This window comes from Micromonospora sp. M61, from assembly GCF_018070245.1.
Classification (GTDB): Bacteria; Actinomycetota; Actinomycetes; order Mycobacteriales; family Micromonosporaceae; genus Micromonospora; species Micromonospora zamorensis.
Genome location: NZ_JAGPYA010000016.1, coordinates 48,901 through 64,514, shown reverse-complemented (window position 1 = coordinate 64,514; position 15,614 = coordinate 48,901). Strand labels below are relative to the sequence as shown.

Sequence of the window (15,614 nt, the reverse complement as noted above, 5' to 3'; positions counted from 1 at the left end):
CCGCCCCCCGACGAGCACCCGTCGCCCCGCTAGGCGATCCGGCGGATCCGGCGCACCGCCAGATAGAGCAGGAGCACGGCGAGGGTGACGAAGACGCCCGTCTCGATGCCCTGGAACAGCCAGAACCGGTCCGCCGGTTGGTACAACTGCCAGTTGTACGCGCCCGGCTCAAGTCCCAGTTCCGCACCGCAGACCCGGCCCTCCGGCCCCTTGCCACCCGGCGGGCACTGGATCCGGCCGCCCTCGGCGATCATCGTGCCGTCGGGGTTCCGGACGCCCTGGGCGAGGATCCAGTCTCCCCGGCTCATCTCCGGTGGCCCTTCTCCCTCGATCGGGAAGGTCTGGGTGCGGGCCGGCTGGTAGTGCCGTCGGGCCAGGAGCTCCACCGCCGCCCGTACGCCGATGAACCCGGCGAGGGTGATGCCCATGGCGGGCAGCATCCGCTTCCAGACGGTGCCGGCGAAGACGCCCAGCGCCACGGCGAACAGGGTGTACCCGATCGGGACAATGCCCTGCAGGTCGAAGACGATCATGCCGAACCGGCCCTCGTACGCGGCCTGGGTGAGCGGGTCGACCCACCACGACATGCCCAACCCGTAGACCGCCGCGAGGATCACCACGGCCGCGCTCACCAGCCCGAACTTCACCAGAGCCCAGCGGGTGCGGCCGACGCCCTGGGTCCAGACGAACCGGTGCGTGCCGTGCTCCACCTCGCGGGCGACCAGCGGGGCACCCCAGAACAGGCCGACCAGCGCCGGCAGGGTGATCAACAGCACGGCCACCAGGTTGAGGCTGCCGTACTGGTTGCCGAAACGCCGGAAGCCCGCGTCGCAGGCCTCCCGGGTCGCCGTCGCCACATTGGTGTCCGCGAGCTGGCGTGCGCAGTCCGTCAACCCGAGGTCGGCGAAGGTGTGCCGCATCGCCAGGCCGATCGGCACCAGCAGAGCGGCGAGCGCCGCGAGCCCCAGCAGGGTGTAGAACGCCTGCTTGCGGTGTTGCCGCCAGGTCAGCCAGATCATGCTGCCACTCCCCACTCGCTGTGACTGGTCTGCGTGGTGCCGTCGGCCAGGTAGGCCAGCACGACGTCCTCCAGGCTCACCTCGCGGACCGTCCAGGCCGGGTCGGTGACCGGGCCGTCGGTGCGGACCAGCAGCGTGGACTGCCGGTCGGTGTGGCTGGCCCGGACCACGGCGGCGACGCCCCCGATGACGCCGCCGTCGTGCCGAGGGCCGACCAGGTGCCGGTGCCCGGCGACCAGGTCGTCGACCGTGCCGGTGAGCTGCACCTGGGCAGAGTTGAGCACGATCAGGTAGTCGCAGACCCGTTCCAGGTCGGCCAGCAGGTGCGACGAGAGCAGGACGGTGGTGCCGGAGTCCGCCACGCTGCCCATCAACGACTGGAGGAACTCCCGCCGGGCCAGGGGGTCGAGGCTGGCCACCGGCTCGTCGAGCAGCAGCAGCCGGGGCTGCTTGGCCAGCGCGAGGGCGAGCGCCACCTGGGCCCGTTGGCCGCCGGAGAGTTTGCCGACCGGTCGGTCCGGTGGGATGCCGAGCTGCGCCAGCCGCTGGCGGGCCAACGCGGCGTCCCACCGCTTGTTCAGCTTGCCGCCGGCGATGACCAGTTCGGCGGCGGTGAAGTCCCGGTACAGCGGGGTGTCCTGGGCGACGAACCCGATGTCGGCCAGGCCCTCCGTGTCGCCGTACGGGGATCTGCCGAAGACCCGGACCGCGCCCGCATCGGGCCTGAGCAGGCCGACGGCCAGGTGCAGCAGGGTGCTCTTGCCCGCGCCGTTCGGGCCGACCAGCGCGGCGATCCGACCGGCCGGCAGGTGCAGCGAGCAGTCCCGCAACGCCCAGGTGCTGCCGTACCGCTTGCCCAGCCGGTCGGCCTCCAAGACCATGTCCATTCTCTGTCCTCTCGTTCCGCTCATGCGTGCTCCTTGCGCGGGACGTCGTCGGCGAGGGTGGCGCGCAGGGTGGTCTCCACCAGGGCGATGACGTCCTCGGCCGTGAGGCCGGCGGCCTGCGCCCGGTCCAGCCAGGCGACCAGGTCGTCGCGTAGCTCGGCCTGGTTGGGCAGGGAGGCGCCGGCCAGGGTGCGCTGGACGAACGTGCCCACCCCGGGTCGGCCGCCGACCAGACCCTCGATCTCTAATTCCCGGTATGCCTTCAGCACCGTGTTCGGGTTGATCGCCAGGGATTGCGCGACGTCCCGAACCTTCGGCAACTGGTCGCCCGGCGTCAGCAGGCCGACCCGCAGAGCCTGTTTCACCTGCTGCACGAGCTGCATGTAGGTGTTCACCTTCGACCGGCTGTCCAGTACGAACTCGATCACTCGCGATGATCCTTCCTGTTGTCCTACGACAGTAGGACTAATAGACAGCTTCATCGGCGGCCGGGGCGCTGTCAAGGCCGGCGCGGCGTGTCCGCTCCGGTACGGCGCGTCACAGGCGATGTCCCCGCATGTCGACGGCGGTGGCACCGGCAGGCCAGAGGTTGGCACCGACGGGTCAGCCCGAGGGGAAAGGACCGGCAGCAATCCGTGTGGACGGGAGGGTGTGCGATGGCCACCAACGAGCTGACGACGTCGAGGGCGACTCCACTACAGGTGGCCCGCGCACGTGGGCGGGTACGCGGCCGGTTGATCCTGCTCGGCCCCGCGTTCGTCGCCGCCGTGGCGTACGTCGACCCGGGCAACTTCGCCACCAACTCCGCCGCCGGCGCCCGCTACGGCTACCTGCTGGTCTGGGTTGTGGTCGTGGCCAACCTGATGGCGATGCTGGTGCAGACACTCACCGCGAAGCTGGGTCTGGCCACCGGGCGCAGCCTGCCCGAGCTGTGCCGGGAGCGGCTGCCCCGGCCGGTGAACCGGGTGATGTGGGTGCAGGCCGAGTTGGTCGCCATGGCCACCGACCTGGCCGAGGTGATCGGCGGCGCGGTCGCCCTGTACCTGCTCTTCGGCATCCCACTGCTGCCCGGCGGGCTCATCATCGGCACCCTCGCGTTCGCCGTGCTCGCGCTGCGGTCGCGCGGATTCCGCGCCTTCGAGATCGCCATCGCGGTGGGCCTCGGTGTGATCGTCCTGGCGTTCGCGGCGAACCTGCTCGCGGCCAACTCCGATCCGGGATCGGCAGTGGCCGGCCTGGTGCCTCGGCTCCAGGGCACCGACAGCGTGCTGCTGGCCGCCGGCATCCTCGGTGCCACCGTCATGCCGCACGTCATCTACGTGCACTCCGCGCTGACCCGCGACCGCATCCCCGCCACCGACGACACCGAGCGTCGGATCCTGTTCCGTGGCCAACGCGCCGACGTGCTGCTCGCCCTGAGCGCCGCCGGCGCGGTCAACCTCGCCATGCTGCTGATCGCCGCCGCGAGCTTCCGTGGCGGCGGCCCAGGTGGCGCGGACAGCCTGGAGGGCGTGCACGCCGGGCTCGGCCAGACCATCGGCACCGCCGCGGCGTTCGGCTTCGCCATCGCCCTGCTGGTGTCCGGGCTCGCCTCCACCAGCGTCGGCACCTACGCCGGGGAGGTGATCATGCAGGGCTTCCTGCGGCGGCGGGTCCCACTGCTGCTCCGCCGGCTCGTCACCCTGCTGCCCGCTCTGGCCGTGCTCGCCATCGGTCTCGACCCGACCCAGGCGCTGGTGCTGTCCCAGGTGATCCTGAGTTTCGGCATCCCGTTCGCGCTGATCCCGGTGGTCGCCTTCACCCGCCGACGCGACCTGATGGGCAACCTGGTCAACCACCCGCTCACCACCGCCGCCGCGTCCCTGGTGGCCGTCCTGGTGGTCGCGCTCAACGCCTTCCTGCTCTGGCAGGTCGTCGCCGGTTGACCCTGGCTGGCCGGCTTCGCCGGTTGGTCGGGCGTGGCTGGTTGAGCCGAGCCTCCGGGTGCGACGTCCGCACGAGCGTGATGCCTGTGAGTCATCTTGATGACTCACAGGCATCACACGCGTTGGCGGCCCTGCCCCCCCCGGTGTGGACGGCCGGGCCGGCGGCGTGCATGGTCAGGTGCGACGGCCCTCGTCGCGGGTGGGGATTTCCTGGCGCTGTTCGAGGGCGTCGGCCGGGTTGGCGTCGGCCGGCAGCGACGTCGCCTCCTCGAGCGTGCCCGCCGGGAGCGCGCCCTGCTCGGCCAGATCCGCCTCGGACGCTTCCGGGTCGACGTCACCCGACACCCGGTCCGGCGGCCCGTAGTCGACGGCGTTCTGCCGCTGCTCTTGGGCATCCGCCTCCGGGGGCGGAAACGTGTCGCCCTGATCATCCCGGTACGTGCTCATCGGAGCCTCCTGACCGGCGGGTGTCGACATGCCGCCGGGCTGCTGCCTACCCGCCGCTGCAGCTGGCACGCCTGGGTGGAGGCGCCTCGTCAGTCAGCCCGGACTGGCCTGCGGGACCGTTCGGCGCAGCCAGCGCGACGTTCGGCTCGCGCCCGTGCCGTTCCCTGTCCCGGGCACCCCGACGATCGTCAAGCATCAATGGATGCGTCGGGGCGTTGCTGGTTCTCGGCGGACCGCACCCCTCCGAGGTCCCGGACCACCTGCGAGGAGAGGGAACACCCATGCGATGGAACGCACGACGAGCCGCTGCCGGCGGCTTCGGACTGGTCCTCGGCGCCGTGCTGGCGCTGGCACAGGTCGCGCCCGCCCAGGCCGAGTCGAACGGCGGCGTACGCGTGATGCCACTCGGTGACTCGATCACCGACGGGTACAACGTGCCCGGCGGGTACCGGATCAACCTGTGGCAGCGCCTGGCCGGTGGCGGTTACACGGTCGACTTCGTCGGCTCGGGGTTCAACGGGCCGGCCAGCCTCGGTGATCACGACCACGAGGGTCACTCGGGCTGGCGCATCGACCAGCTCGACGCCAACATCGTCACCTGGTTGCGGGCCACCGACCCACGCACCGTGCTGCTGCACATCGGCACGAACGACGTGAACCAGAACTACGACGTGGCCAACGCGCCGGCCCGCCTCTCCGGTCTCATCGACAAGATCAGGTCGACGGCCCCGGGTGCGGACATCTTCGTCGCCACCATCACACCGGAGTCCGACCCGAACCGGGAGGCCCGGGTGCAGGCGTACAACGCGGCGATCCCCGGCATCGTGGCGCAGAAGGGCAGCAAGGTGCACCTGGTCGACATGCACGCCGCGCTCACCACCGCGGACCTCGCGGACGGCGTCCACCCCAACGCCGGCGGGTACGACAAGATGGCCGCCCGCTGGTACGACGCGCTGCGCTCGGTGCCCGACAGCCTGGTCCAGGCGGGCGGGCCGCCGGTGGGCACCCCGGTCGGCCTGGTCAATCCCACCTCCGGGCGTTGCCTGGACGTCTCCGGCGCCAGCACCACCGCTGGTGCCCCCACCATCATCTGGGACTGCCACGGCAACACCAACCAGCGCTGGACCCGTACCGCCGCCGGGGAACTGCGGGTCTACGGCGACCGGTGCCTGGACGTGAACGGCGGAGCCAGCGCCGACGGCACCCGGGTGCAGATCTGGACGTGCAACGGCACCGCCGCGCAGCGCTTCACCTTCCGCACGGACGGGACGATCGTGCTCACCTCCGCCGGCAAGTGCGTGAGCGTGACCTCCGCCGGCACGGCCAACGGCACGACCACGCAGCTCCTGACGTGCAACGGCACCGGAGCGCAGCGCTGGTCCACCCGGTAACGGACGCCCGCGTCGGGTCGGTGACGGCGAACTCTCCCCGTCGCGGCCGGTCCCACGCCGTACGCCGGTGGGACCGGCCCTGGGCGGCCCGTGACCGGCGCGCGGTCGCGGCCGGCGGCGGTCAGCCGACCGGGGCGGCGGACCTGGCGTCCCGGCGGGCTCCGGCGGCCAGCCCGAGCGCCAGCAGCACGCACAGCGCGCCGACCAGGAAGAGCAACGAGGCAGCCGGCTGGCCCAGCCACTCCCAGAACGGGTGCCACGCCGGGTGCGGCTCGCCGAGGTGGTGGCGCAGCAGCTGCGGGGCAGCCAGCAGGACCGGCAGCCACCACAGCACCACGGCCACCCCGGCCAGGACGTTCACCGTGCCGCGTCGACGTCGTCCCTCGGTGCGCCGGCTGGCCCATCCGAACACCCACCAACCCGCCACCGCCCCCAGCAACGTCCCGAGCACCCCGGCGGGGACCACCAGGGGCGGTGGCGCGCGGCGCAGCTCGACCGACAGGTAGGGGGCGTCGACGGCGGTCTGCGACGAGACCGAGGCGTTCAGGATGGTGTCGCCACGCCGGGCGAGCAGTGTGGTGTCGGTGATCGCCCGCGGAGTGGCACACGTCTTGTCGGCGCAGGTCGTGCCCTCGGTCACCTGCGGGTCGTACACCTGCCAGCCGGCACCGGTCAGGCGCTGCCGGGCCACCGCGACGATCTGCTCGGTGGGCACCGGCGGCGCGCCGAGGGCGGCGGCGCTGGTGGCGCTCTCCTGGTATTCCCCGCCGTCACCCAACACCAGGGTCTTCACGGTGGTCAGACGCAGCGCGTGCCCGTAGACCACGAAGAGCGCGGGCGGAGTGTCGATCTCGCCGAGGCTGTGGCCGGGAAAGACCGTGGCCAGAACGGCGCCGGCCTCGGCCCGGTCGGGTTGCGGCCGGGAGGTCTCCCAGGCGGCCCGACTGACCAACGCGCCGGTGAAGAGGCCGCAGATGATCGCGGCGAGCGGCACCCAGGCGACGGCCGCGCCCGTGGCCGGACGGCCGAGGCGGTGCAGCGGCAGCCACCCGAACCGGCGGGCCGCGGAGGTGTCGGTCCCGGGCATGGCCACCCTCCAGATCCAGAATGAGGCGGAGCGACACTACATCCACCAGGGGTGCGGGCGCGTACCCCCGATGACCGCCGCCGGTGGCCGGGATCGGCCAGGATGGGCGGGTGGCCGGGTCGCGGCCGCGACGAGGAGGGTGGGCGATGCGGGTACGCGGGCGGTTGAGGTGGGGGCGAGGTGCCCGTGTCGGGGCGGTGCTGGCGGCCCTGCTCACCGGCGTGGTGACACCTGCCGTGCTGCTCACGCCAGGGGTGGCGGGCGCGGCGGCGGCCGGTGCGCCGGTGTGCCAGATACGCGACGACCGGCTCAAGGAGATCTCCGGGATGGTCGCCACCGACGACGGGTACGTGGTGGTCAACGACGGCGCCGACGACGAGGCCCGCCGCCGGATCTTCTTCCTCGACCAGCGCTGCGCGGTGGTCCGCACGGTGTCCTACCCGTCCCAGCCCCGCGACACCGAGGACCTGGCCATCGGCCGGGACGGCACCGTCTGGGTCGCCGACATCGGCGACAACGACCGCTCCCGCACCAGCGTCGCGGTGTGGCGGCTCGCGCCTGGGAAGGACAAGCCGGTGCTGCACCGGATGGCGTACCCGGACCGCCCGCACGACGCCGAGGCGTTGCTGCTCGACTCGGACGGCCAGCCCCTGATCGTCACCAAGGGCGGCAGCGGCACGGTCTTCCTGTACGCGCCGAGCACCGCGCTGCGGCCGGGCGCGACGACACCGCTGGCCCCGGCCGGCCAGGTGGCCCTGCCTATGACCGACACCAGCAACCCGTTCTCGTTCATCGGGCGGGGTGTGGTCACCGGCGCGGCGAACGCGCCGGACGGGCGTCGGGTGGTGCTGCGCAGCTACGCCGACGCCTTCGAGTACGACGTGCCCGACGGCGACGTGGTCAAGGCGTTGACCTCCGGCAACCCGCGGATCACCCCGTTGCCGGACGAACCCCAGGGCGAGTCGATCACCTATAGTCGCGACGGCAGGTCGTTGCTCACCGTCTCCGAATCCGCCGACCAGCCGCCGGGGACCCGCCCGACGATCCTGCGTTACCCGGCCACCGACGGGCCGGTCACCGCCGCACACCCGACGGGGTCCGCCGCCCCGGTGTTGCCCACCGCCGTCCGTCCGATCGCCGAGGACACCATCGGCCTGGGCGGCCGGACCTGGCTGCTGGTGGCTGGAGGCGGGACCCTGCTGGGCCTGCTGGCACTGGCCGGTGTGCTGCGGTGGAGGTACACCGCGCGTCCGTGAGTGGGCGGGTCGTTGCGGCAGGATGGGTGCATGTCCGTGCTGTCCACGTTGCGTCACCCGATCGTCGCCGCCCCGATGGCCGGCGGCCCGTCCACGCCGCCGCTCGCGGCAGCCGTCTCCGCGGCCGGTGGGCTGGGCTTCCTGGCCGCCGGGATGATCGACACCGGCCGGCTGGTCGCCGACGTCGCCGAGGTCCGTGCGCGCACCGACCGGCCGTTCGGCGTCAACCTCTTCCTGCCCGACCCCGGCGGCGTCGACGAGGCCGCCATCCAGGCGTACGCGCAACGGCTCGCCCCGCTGGCCGCCGAGCGCGGGGTGAGCCTGGGCGTACCGGTGGGCGGCGACGACGCGTACCCGGAAAAGCTGGCCGCGCTGCTCGCGGACCCGGTCCCGGTCGTGTCCTTCGTGTTCGGGCTGCCCGATCGGGCGGTGGTGGCCGCCCTGCGCGAGCGGGGCACCGAGGTGTGGGCCACGGTCACCCGCCCGGACGCCGCGACGGCCGCCGCGGGCCTGGGGGTGGACGCGGTGGTGGTTCAGGGCACCGAGGCCGGTGGGCATCGTGGCGGCCTGCCGGACGACGACGACTACGCGGTGCTTCCGTTGCTCCGCCTGGCCGCCGCTGGGTGCGACCTGCCGCTGGTGGCGGCGGGCGGCATCGTCGACGGCCCCGCGGTGGCCGCCGTGCTGGCTGCCGGCGCCGCCGCCGCGCAGCTCGGCACGGCGTTCCTGTGCTGCCCGGAGGCGGGCAGCTCGCCGATGCACCGGGCGGCGGTGGCCGGTGCCGCGCCGACCGCGTTGACCCGGTCGTTCACCGGCAAGCGGGCCCGTGGCGTGGCCAACGACTTCCTGCGTCAGCACGACGCGGCAGCGCCGATTGGCTACCCCCAGGTGTTGCACCTGACGCGTCCGCTGCTCGCCGCCGCCCGCCGCGACGGGGACGCGTCGGTCGCCAACCTGTGGGCCGGGCAGGCGCACCCGCTGGCCCGGGACCTGCCGGCGGCCGAGGTGGTCACCGAGGTGAGTGCCGGGGCGCGGGCGGCGCTCGCCGCAGTGCTCGAGCGGTCGACCCGCTGGGGATGACCAGGACGCCGGCAACCAGCTGTGGCGGGCCGGGGCGGGACGGACCGGAGACCCGTTAGAGTCTCGCCGTGATCGAGATCGGTGCGCAGGTCGAGCTGTCCCACCCACCCGACCGGGTCTGGCTCGCACTGACCGATCGGCAGCTGCTCGGCCGGTGGTTCGCCGACGCCGACACGGTGGAGGGCATACCGGACCGGCTCCTGCTGCGCACGGCCGGGTTGCCTGGCTTCGAGGCCAACGTCGAGGTCGAGGTGACCGAGCGGCGGGAGCCGGAACTCCTCGTCCTGGCCTGCGACGAGGCCGGCCGGCTCAGCGAGCTGACCTGTGCGGTCACCGCCACCCGGCAGGGCTGTCGGCTGGAGATTCGGGAGGTCACCACGCACGGCGCGTGGTCCGCCGAACAGCACGATCCACGCGCGCAGCAACTCCGGCAGGCGCTGACCGTACGGTTGCCGGCGATCCTCGACTGGCTCGCCTTCCAGCAGGTCGATCTGCGCCGCGGCGACGGCGGGATGACGGCGGAACTGCCGTTGGTCGGCGTGTCCGGTGGGCCCTCCCGTGCCCGTCGCCGTCGCCGGCAGGTGGCCGCCGCGCTGGTCGGGGTGGTGGCCGTCGGAGGGGTGGCGGCGTGGGTGGCGCTTCCGGCCGAATCGGAGCAGCGCGCCGCGCCGCCCGCGGCCCCGTCGCCGTCGCCGTCCGCGACACCCGTCGAGGTCGCCGCCACGCCGCGGCCGACGACCTCGGTACGCCCTTCGCGAACGGCCGCGTCGCCGACCGCCCGTCCGAGCCGGAGCCCGTCGGCGAAGCCCTCGCCGACCCTCACGTCGGCGCCGCCGCCCCCACCGCCGCTGACGGCCAGCTACGACACCGACTCCAGCCGCCTGTTCGGCTACACCGGCGAAGTGGTGCTCGGCAACCGCGCCGCCACCGCCGTGGACGGCTGGGTGGTGGTGGTCAGCCTCGCCGACGGCAGCACCGTGGACGACGTCGACGGCGCGGACTGGCGACAGAACGGGCGGTCGGTCACCTTCACCGGGGCCGCTGTGCCCGCCGGTGGGTCGCAGACGTTCCGCTTCGACGTACGCGACAACCGGCCGAAGGCCCGGGAACCGGAGACCTGCACGGTGGACGGCAACCCCTGCGCCGGCCTCTGACCTAGGCTGCGGTCATGGCACTGCTGCACCGGGCCACGCTGCGCCCCACGAAGCTCGACCTGCTGGCGGCCTGGCTGCCCAGCCAACCCTGGTTCCTCGGGCCGACCGACGTCGCTGGTGAACTGGCCGGCGTCACCGGCGGTCTGACCGGCGCCGATGTGGTGAGTCGGGGCGCGTTCCGCTTCGACGACCCGGCCGACGAGGTCGGCATCGAGACGATGCTGGTCGGCACCGCCGACGGGCCGGTCCACCAGGTCCCGCTCACCTACCGCTCCGCGCCCCTCGACGGTGCCGACGACTGGCTAATCGGCACCACCGAGCACTCGGTGCTCGGCACGCGCTGGGTGTACGACGGCTGCGCGGACCCGGTCTACGCCGCCGCGCTCGCCCACGCGATCCTCGCCGGCGGTGGCCAGGCGGAGCAGTACTTCGAGGTGGACGGTCGGCGTGAGGTGCGTGAGCCGACCGTGACGATCGCCGTCAGCGGCGCCGGGGACGCCGACGCGCCGCCGGTGGGCGCCGTGCGTCAGGTGGTCGACGAGGACAACACCACCATCGTCACCGACTCGGCCGACCTGGTCGTCGTCCGTCGGCCGGGCGCGGGCGACGCCACCGGGCCCACCCTGCTCGGCAGTTGGAACGGGCAGCCGACGAGCGTGCCGCTGGCGTACGCCAGAACGCGGTGAGCGTGCGGTGGGCGGCCCGACGAGTCGGACCGCCCACCGCGTTCACCACTGCGCCGGAGGCGGGGGCGGCGACACGGGCGGCCGGTCGTCGCAGGTGATGGTGTTGGGCAGCAGCCACGGGGCGAGCCAACCGCCGTCGTTGCCGCCGAGGTCGGTCAGTGTGAACTCCGAACCGGCCGGGGTGAAGTGGAACGAACCGCAGTTGTTGACGCCGACAGCGCCCACGTTGCGGGCGTCCACGTTGGCGAACGAGGCGGACCCCGCCGTACGGGCGCTGAGGACCGAGGTGCCGGTGCCGTCGACCCGGACGTCCCGGAACCGCACGTTGCTGATCGAGTAGAGGTCCTTCACCGGCCAGTCGCTGACCAGCATGATCGCGTTGTACGTGCTGTCGAGGTATGCGTCACCGGTCACCTGGACGTCAGCGTCGATGCTCCGGTCCAGGGCGAAGATCCAGATCGCGCCCAGCCCGATGTTCCAGTTCAGCTCGTACGTGCCGGCGCGGGCGGTGGTGTTGTTGGTGAACCGCAGGTGCCCGGTGAACGGCTCCGCGCCGAAGCGGGAACCCGCGTGGATGGCGCTGCCCTCGCGGACCGGGTCGGCGACGAGGTTGTGCGAGACGGTGGTGTCCGTGCCGCCGTAGATGGCGATGCCGTTGGCCAGCGTCGGTGACTGCACGGTGTTGTGGTCGAACGTGTTGCGCGCGTTCGCCGCCTTCTCCGACCACATCGCCAGGCCGTCGTCGCCGGTGTTGCGGACGAAGTTGTGGGCCACGACGGAGTCGGTCACACCAGTGTGGAAGTTGAGCGCGTCGGCGATCTGGTCGACGATGATGTTGTTGGTGACCCGGACGTTGCGCATCGGCCCGTCGAACCACACGCCCACCTTGGTGTGGTGCAGGTAGAGCCCGTCGATGGTCGAGTCGCTCATCGCGCCACCGATCGCGTTGACCTGGTCGGTGTCGATGCGTTCCCGGACGTCTCCCTCGATCGCGAAGCCGGAGAGGTGGACGTTGCGGCTGCCGCCGTCTGCGGCGTCGCGGCCGTAGAACCCGACGCCGGTGTGCACCGAGCCGTCCGGTGCGGGGGTCGGCAGGGCGACCTCACGGCCCTTGATGATGGTGTGCCAGTTGCCGGCGCCCTCGATGGTCACGTCGTCGACGGTGATGTGCCGGTTGACCTGGTAGGTGCCCGGCGGGATGTAGACCTTGAGGTGGGTGCGCCTGGCGAAGGCGATGGCCCGGTCCAGCGCGTCGGCGGAGTCCCGCCGGCCGGTGGGATCGGCCCCGAAGGCCAGCACGTTCGCCGCGAGCAGCCGGACGTGCGGCGGCGCGACCAACTCGGAGTCGAGCAGGTCGATGACGGTCCAGGCGGCGGCGCTGCCGGGCGGCGCGGTGAGCCGGATCTTGTCGCCGGCCCGGTAGGTGCGGCCGAGCAGGAGCCGCTGCTCGTCGTAGAACTGGCCGGGCCGGAACGGCGTGCTGATGCTCGGGGCCGGCGTGGTGGCCGACGGCACGCACTGGCACTCGGTGATCCACCAGTCCGGGTGCAGCAGCCCGGCCTGTGGGTCGTTGGTGAACGGGTACTGGTTGTAGAGCCACGAGTACTGCGACGTGAGCGTCATGGTGCGCACGTGCTTGCCGTTGACCGCGACCCGCAACGGAGCGGTGATACCGCCGCCCTGCGGCGCGTCCGGGATGCTGTACCGCACGGTGATCCCGTTGGCCGCGCTGGGCAGGACGAACTCCACGTACTCGCCGGGGGTGAGCCGGACCGCCCGGCGGCCGGAGGCCTCCGCGGGCAGGGTGTAGGCGGACCGGTCGGGGCCGATGACCTCGCCGGTGGTGCGGGCGTTCTCCGCCTCCTGCTCGACGAAGTCGACGTCCGCGCCGCGCCCGGCGACCAACGCCGTGTCGAGAGCGGCCCGGGTGACGACCGGCTGGGAGCCGGCGGACGCGGGTGGACTGGCGGTGGCCACTGTGGGCCCGGCGACCAGTACGGCGAGGCCGGCCGCGAGCGCGACAGCGGTGCCGCCGGGCCGGCCGGGGCGTCCCCGCGCCGGCATGAGGCTGCGAAACATCGGTGACCCTCCTGGGTGGGTGGTGGTGGAGGTCCGCCCGGCGTTCCCCCGACGCCCGACATTGATCGTCATGATGCAGCACCACACATCGCACTGCAAGACGTCTATCGAACAATGAAAATAACGGGCTATCAGGCCGCAAGAAATGGACGGTCGTCGAGTTGAGGTCTCGCGCGTCGCCTGCCCCGCCCAGCTCACGCCGGGCGTAGGCTGGCCCCCGTGGATCAAGAAGACCGGATCGCCCTTTTCCTCGACTACGAAAACCTCGCGTTGGGCGCACGCGACAACCGTGGCGGCGCGGACTTCGACTTCCGGCCCATCGCCGACGCGCTGGCCGAACGAGGCCGTGTCGTGGTCCGCCGTGCGTACGCCGACTGGTCGTACTTCGACGAGGACCGCCGGATGCTCACCCGGTCGCACGTCGAGCTGATCGAGATCCCGCAACGGATGGGCGCGTCCCGTAAGAACGCCGCGGACATCAAGATGGCCGTCGACGCGATCGAGCTGGCCTTCGAGCGCGACTACATCTCGACGTTCGTGATCTGCAGTGGCGACAGCGACTTCACCCCGCTGGTGCACAAGCTCCGCGAGCTGAACAAGCGGGTCATCGGTGTCGGGGTCGAGGGCTCCACGTCGGCACTGCTCCCACCGGCCTGCGACGAGTTCCTCTACTACGACCGGCTGGAGGGTGTGGACATCCCGCCGACCCGCAGCCGACGGGGCCGTTCCAGCCGGCCGGCCGGCACGGACCAGCGCCCGCCCGAGCCGGAGCAGGAGCTCGAACGGGAGCGCGAGCCCGAGGTGGACCGTCGACCCGCCGGCGAAGAGCCGGGACGGGACGTCGACGCACTCGCCGTGCTGGTCGCCCAGACCGTGGCTGGGTTGCAGGGCAGCGCCAACGGCGACGTCACCGCCTCCCGGCTCAAGCGCACCCTGCTGCGCAAGGACCCGACGTTCAGTGAGTCCGACTACGGCTTCCGCACCTTTGGGGAACTGCTGCGGCACCTCGCCGAGCAGACCGTGATCGAGCTGGCCGAGGGCCCCGCGAAGGGTGACCCCGAGGTCTCGCTGCCCGAACACGGCGACCGGGAGGTGGCCTTCGGGTTGCTCCGCGGTGTGGTGGCCGAGCTGGGCAGCAGCGGCAACCCGGTGGCGCTGTCCGGGTTGAAGAACCAGCTGCGCCGGGCCCGCCCCGACTTCAGCGAGAAGAAGCTCGGCTACCGCAGCTTCCTCCAGTTTTGCAAGGCCGCGGCCACCGGGGGAGTGGTCGATCTGCGCTGGAGCCCGGAAGCCGACGACTACCTGCTCACCACCCAGGGATGAGCACCGCCGCCGATCACTCCCTGTGATGTTCGCATCACAGATGAGGGCCGCTCGCCGCACCCGGCCCCTCGGGGCAGGGAGGGTCGGCAAGCGGCCTGACCGGTGTACTCAGCGATATCTCATATCCGCCTGATCCGCCACTCAGGGCGGGAAGGATCCGCCCTCGCGGTTCCTCCCTGTCACCAGATCGGTCGAAGTACGCCTGAATTATGGCTATCGCCCTGGTATCCACCCGCCTGCGCCGTACCCTCGACGCAAAAATTGCTATACGGTCGGCGAATGAAGGTCGAGGAGCATTGGTGGAACGGAGACACGACCCCGCGCGGGCGCCGGGACGTGTATATCCGTACTGACGGGCAGGGTTGGGAGGTCCGCGCCCAGATCGGTGGGGCGTCGGGTCGTGAGCGGGTGCAGCAGTGCCCAAGCCGGGCCTCGGCGGCCATCCTCGCCGACGCCTGGCGCGGCACCCACCCTTCCTGGCGCGAGCTAAAGCAGCGCTGATCCGGCTCCGGGCCGGGCCGGCAACGCTCCTGGGCTCCAGCCCGGCGCGCTCGCCGGCCGGCCCGGTGCTCGGTACCCAATGGTCCGGCGTTCGGCGCGCAGTGGTCCGGCGTTCGGCATCCGGTGGTCCGGTGCTCGGGCTCCGGTGGTCCGGTGCTCGGCACCCAGCCAACCCGCCTGCGGTCGGCCGCCGACGACGTCTTCACCGCTTCTGCGACATGACCTGCGCGACGTTTCCCGCAGGTGCCGGCACACAGTCACGTTGCGACCGTCCCGATCGAGGCAGCCGCCTGTTTCCTGAGGGCCGCGGTCGCCGAGGACGGTGGGTCTTCTCGGTCGGTTTGATGCGCAGTGGCGTCTGTGTACCGGTGTCCCCGCCGTCAGGCCGGGTACTCGGAGGTCCCCGATCGCGGGTGCTCGGAGGTCCCCGATCGCGGGTGCTCGGAGGCGCCCGGTCATGGGTGCTCGGAGGCACCCGGTCGAGGGTGTCGGAGGTTCCCGGTCGCGCCCGATGGAGGTCGCCATGTCGCACGGTCCCGACGAGGAGAACCCCAGGCTCGACAAGGAGGTCCGGGAGGCCGAGCGTCGGCTCGGCGACGACGCCAAGCCGTCGGACGACGCACTGACCGACGACGACGCCCGGGTGCCGGACGACGCCCCCTCCGAGCAGGACCCGGGCACCTGAGCCGGACGAACCGTCCGTGAACCCGACACGTGCGCTCCCGACCGATCCGGCGCCGGCCGCCCGCCCGTCGGCGATGCCGCCAGCCCCGCCCGTC

At 72.3% G+C, this 15,614-nt stretch carries 15 protein-coding genes; 9 read left to right on the top strand and 6 right to left on the bottom strand.

Annotation, left to right across the window (positions count from 1 at the left end; all coding sequences use genetic code 11):
* Positions 1-29: 29 nt before the first annotated feature.
* Genes KBX34_RS11960 through KBX34_RS11950 form a run of 3 tightly spaced genes read right to left on the bottom strand, consistent with a single transcriptional unit; the run spans position 30 to position 2,334 of the window.
* Positions 30-1,019: an ABC transporter permease gene (locus tag KBX34_RS11960; protein WP_210924981.1), complete on the bottom strand. Its 990-nt coding sequence runs from the start codon at positions 1,017-1,019 to the stop codon at positions 30-32.
* A complete protein-coding gene (locus KBX34_RS11955; protein WP_088947159.1) occupies positions 1,016-1,906 on the bottom strand; it encodes an ABC transporter ATP-binding protein in 891 nt (296 codons plus the stop codon). The genes KBX34_RS11960 and KBX34_RS11955 overlap by 4 nt, the downstream gene beginning before the upstream one ends.
* Positions 1,907-1,926: 20 nt before the next feature.
* Complete coding sequence (locus KBX34_RS11950; RefSeq protein ID WP_088947160.1) at positions 1,927-2,334, bottom strand: GntR family transcriptional regulator; 408 nt, start codon at positions 2,332-2,334, stop codon at positions 1,927-1,929.
* A 228-nt stretch (positions 2,335-2,562) separates the two neighbouring features.
* On the opposite strand from KBX34_RS11950, the gene KBX34_RS11945 reads away from it, so the two are divergent.
* Positions 2,563-3,831 carry an Nramp family divalent metal transporter gene (locus KBX34_RS11945; protein ID WP_210924979.1) on the top strand — a complete coding sequence of 423 codons (1,269 nt, stop codon included), beginning with the start codon at positions 2,563-2,565 and terminating at the stop codon, positions 3,829-3,831.
* A 174-nt stretch (positions 3,832-4,005) separates the two neighbouring features.
* Here KBX34_RS11945 and KBX34_RS11940 read toward each other — a convergent pair whose 3' ends face one another.
* Positions 4,006-4,278 (bottom strand): hypothetical protein, encoded by a 273-nt coding sequence (locus tag KBX34_RS11940; protein ID WP_099851866.1) that lies wholly within the window; start codon positions 4,276-4,278, stop codon positions 4,006-4,008.
* 281 nt (positions 4,279-4,559) lie between these two features.
* On the opposite strand from KBX34_RS11940, the gene KBX34_RS11935 reads away from it, so the two are divergent.
* Positions 4,560-5,669 carry a ricin-type beta-trefoil lectin domain protein gene (locus tag KBX34_RS11935; protein WP_210924977.1) on the top strand — a complete coding sequence of 370 codons (1,110 nt, stop codon included), beginning with the start codon at positions 4,560-4,562 and terminating at the stop codon, positions 5,667-5,669.
* Between the two features lie 121 nt (positions 5,670-5,790).
* Here the strand turns inward: KBX34_RS11935 and KBX34_RS11930 are convergent, their stop codons facing one another.
* Complete coding sequence (locus tag KBX34_RS11930; protein WP_210793620.1) at positions 5,791-6,756, bottom strand: hypothetical protein; 966 nt, start codon at positions 6,754-6,756, stop codon at positions 5,791-5,793.
* A gap of 146 nt (positions 6,757-6,902) precedes the next feature.
* Here KBX34_RS11930 and KBX34_RS11925 point away from each other — a divergent pair, with 146 nt between their 5' ends.
* The 4 genes from KBX34_RS11925 to KBX34_RS11910 all read left to right on the top strand — a co-directional run bounded on the left by KBX34_RS11925 (position 6,903) and on the right by KBX34_RS11910 (position 10,932).
* A complete protein-coding gene (locus KBX34_RS11925) occupies positions 6,903-8,012 on the top strand; it encodes a hypothetical protein (protein ID WP_247671721.1) in 1,110 nt (369 codons plus the stop codon).
* Between the two features lie 30 nt (positions 8,013-8,042).
* Positions 8,043-9,092 (top strand): nitronate monooxygenase family protein, encoded by a 1,050-nt coding sequence (locus tag KBX34_RS11920; RefSeq protein ID WP_210924975.1) that lies wholly within the window; start codon positions 8,043-8,045, stop codon positions 9,090-9,092.
* 68 nt (positions 9,093-9,160) lie between these two features.
* A complete protein-coding gene (locus KBX34_RS11915; RefSeq protein WP_210924973.1) occupies positions 9,161-10,246 on the top strand; it encodes a cellulose binding domain-containing protein in 1,086 nt (361 codons plus the stop codon).
* Between the two features lie 14 nt (positions 10,247-10,260).
* Positions 10,261-10,932, top strand: a complete 672-nt coding sequence (locus KBX34_RS11910) for a hypothetical protein (protein ID WP_210924972.1) — start codon at positions 10,261-10,263, stop codon at positions 10,930-10,932.
* A gap of 42 nt (positions 10,933-10,974) precedes the next feature.
* On the opposite strand, the gene KBX34_RS11905 is transcribed toward KBX34_RS11910, so the two are convergent.
* Positions 10,975-13,011: a glycosyl hydrolase family 28-related protein gene (locus KBX34_RS11905; RefSeq protein WP_210924970.1), complete on the bottom strand. Its 2,037-nt coding sequence runs from the start codon at positions 13,009-13,011 to the stop codon at positions 10,975-10,977.
* 219 nt (positions 13,012-13,230) lie between these two features.
* On the opposite strand from KBX34_RS11905, the gene KBX34_RS11900 reads away from it, so the two are divergent.
* The 3 genes from KBX34_RS11900 to KBX34_RS11890 all read left to right on the top strand — a co-directional run bounded on the left by KBX34_RS11900 (position 13,231) and on the right by KBX34_RS11890 (position 15,520).
* The gene (locus KBX34_RS11900) at positions 13,231-14,334 is read left to right on the top strand and encodes a PIN domain-containing protein (protein WP_088947169.1); all 1,104 of its coding nucleotides are present in this window, start codon (positions 13,231-13,233) and stop codon (positions 14,332-14,334) included.
* 279 nt (positions 14,335-14,613) lie between these two features.
* Complete coding sequence (locus tag KBX34_RS11895; RefSeq protein ID WP_030335934.1) at positions 14,614-14,835, top strand: hypothetical protein; 222 nt, start codon at positions 14,614-14,616, stop codon at positions 14,833-14,835.
* Between the two features lie 523 nt (positions 14,836-15,358).
* On the top strand, positions 15,359-15,520 hold the full coding sequence (locus tag KBX34_RS11890) for a hypothetical protein (RefSeq protein ID WP_185755252.1): 162 nt from the start codon (positions 15,359-15,361) through the stop codon (positions 15,518-15,520).
* The last annotated feature ends 94 nt before the right edge of the window (positions 15,521-15,614 follow it).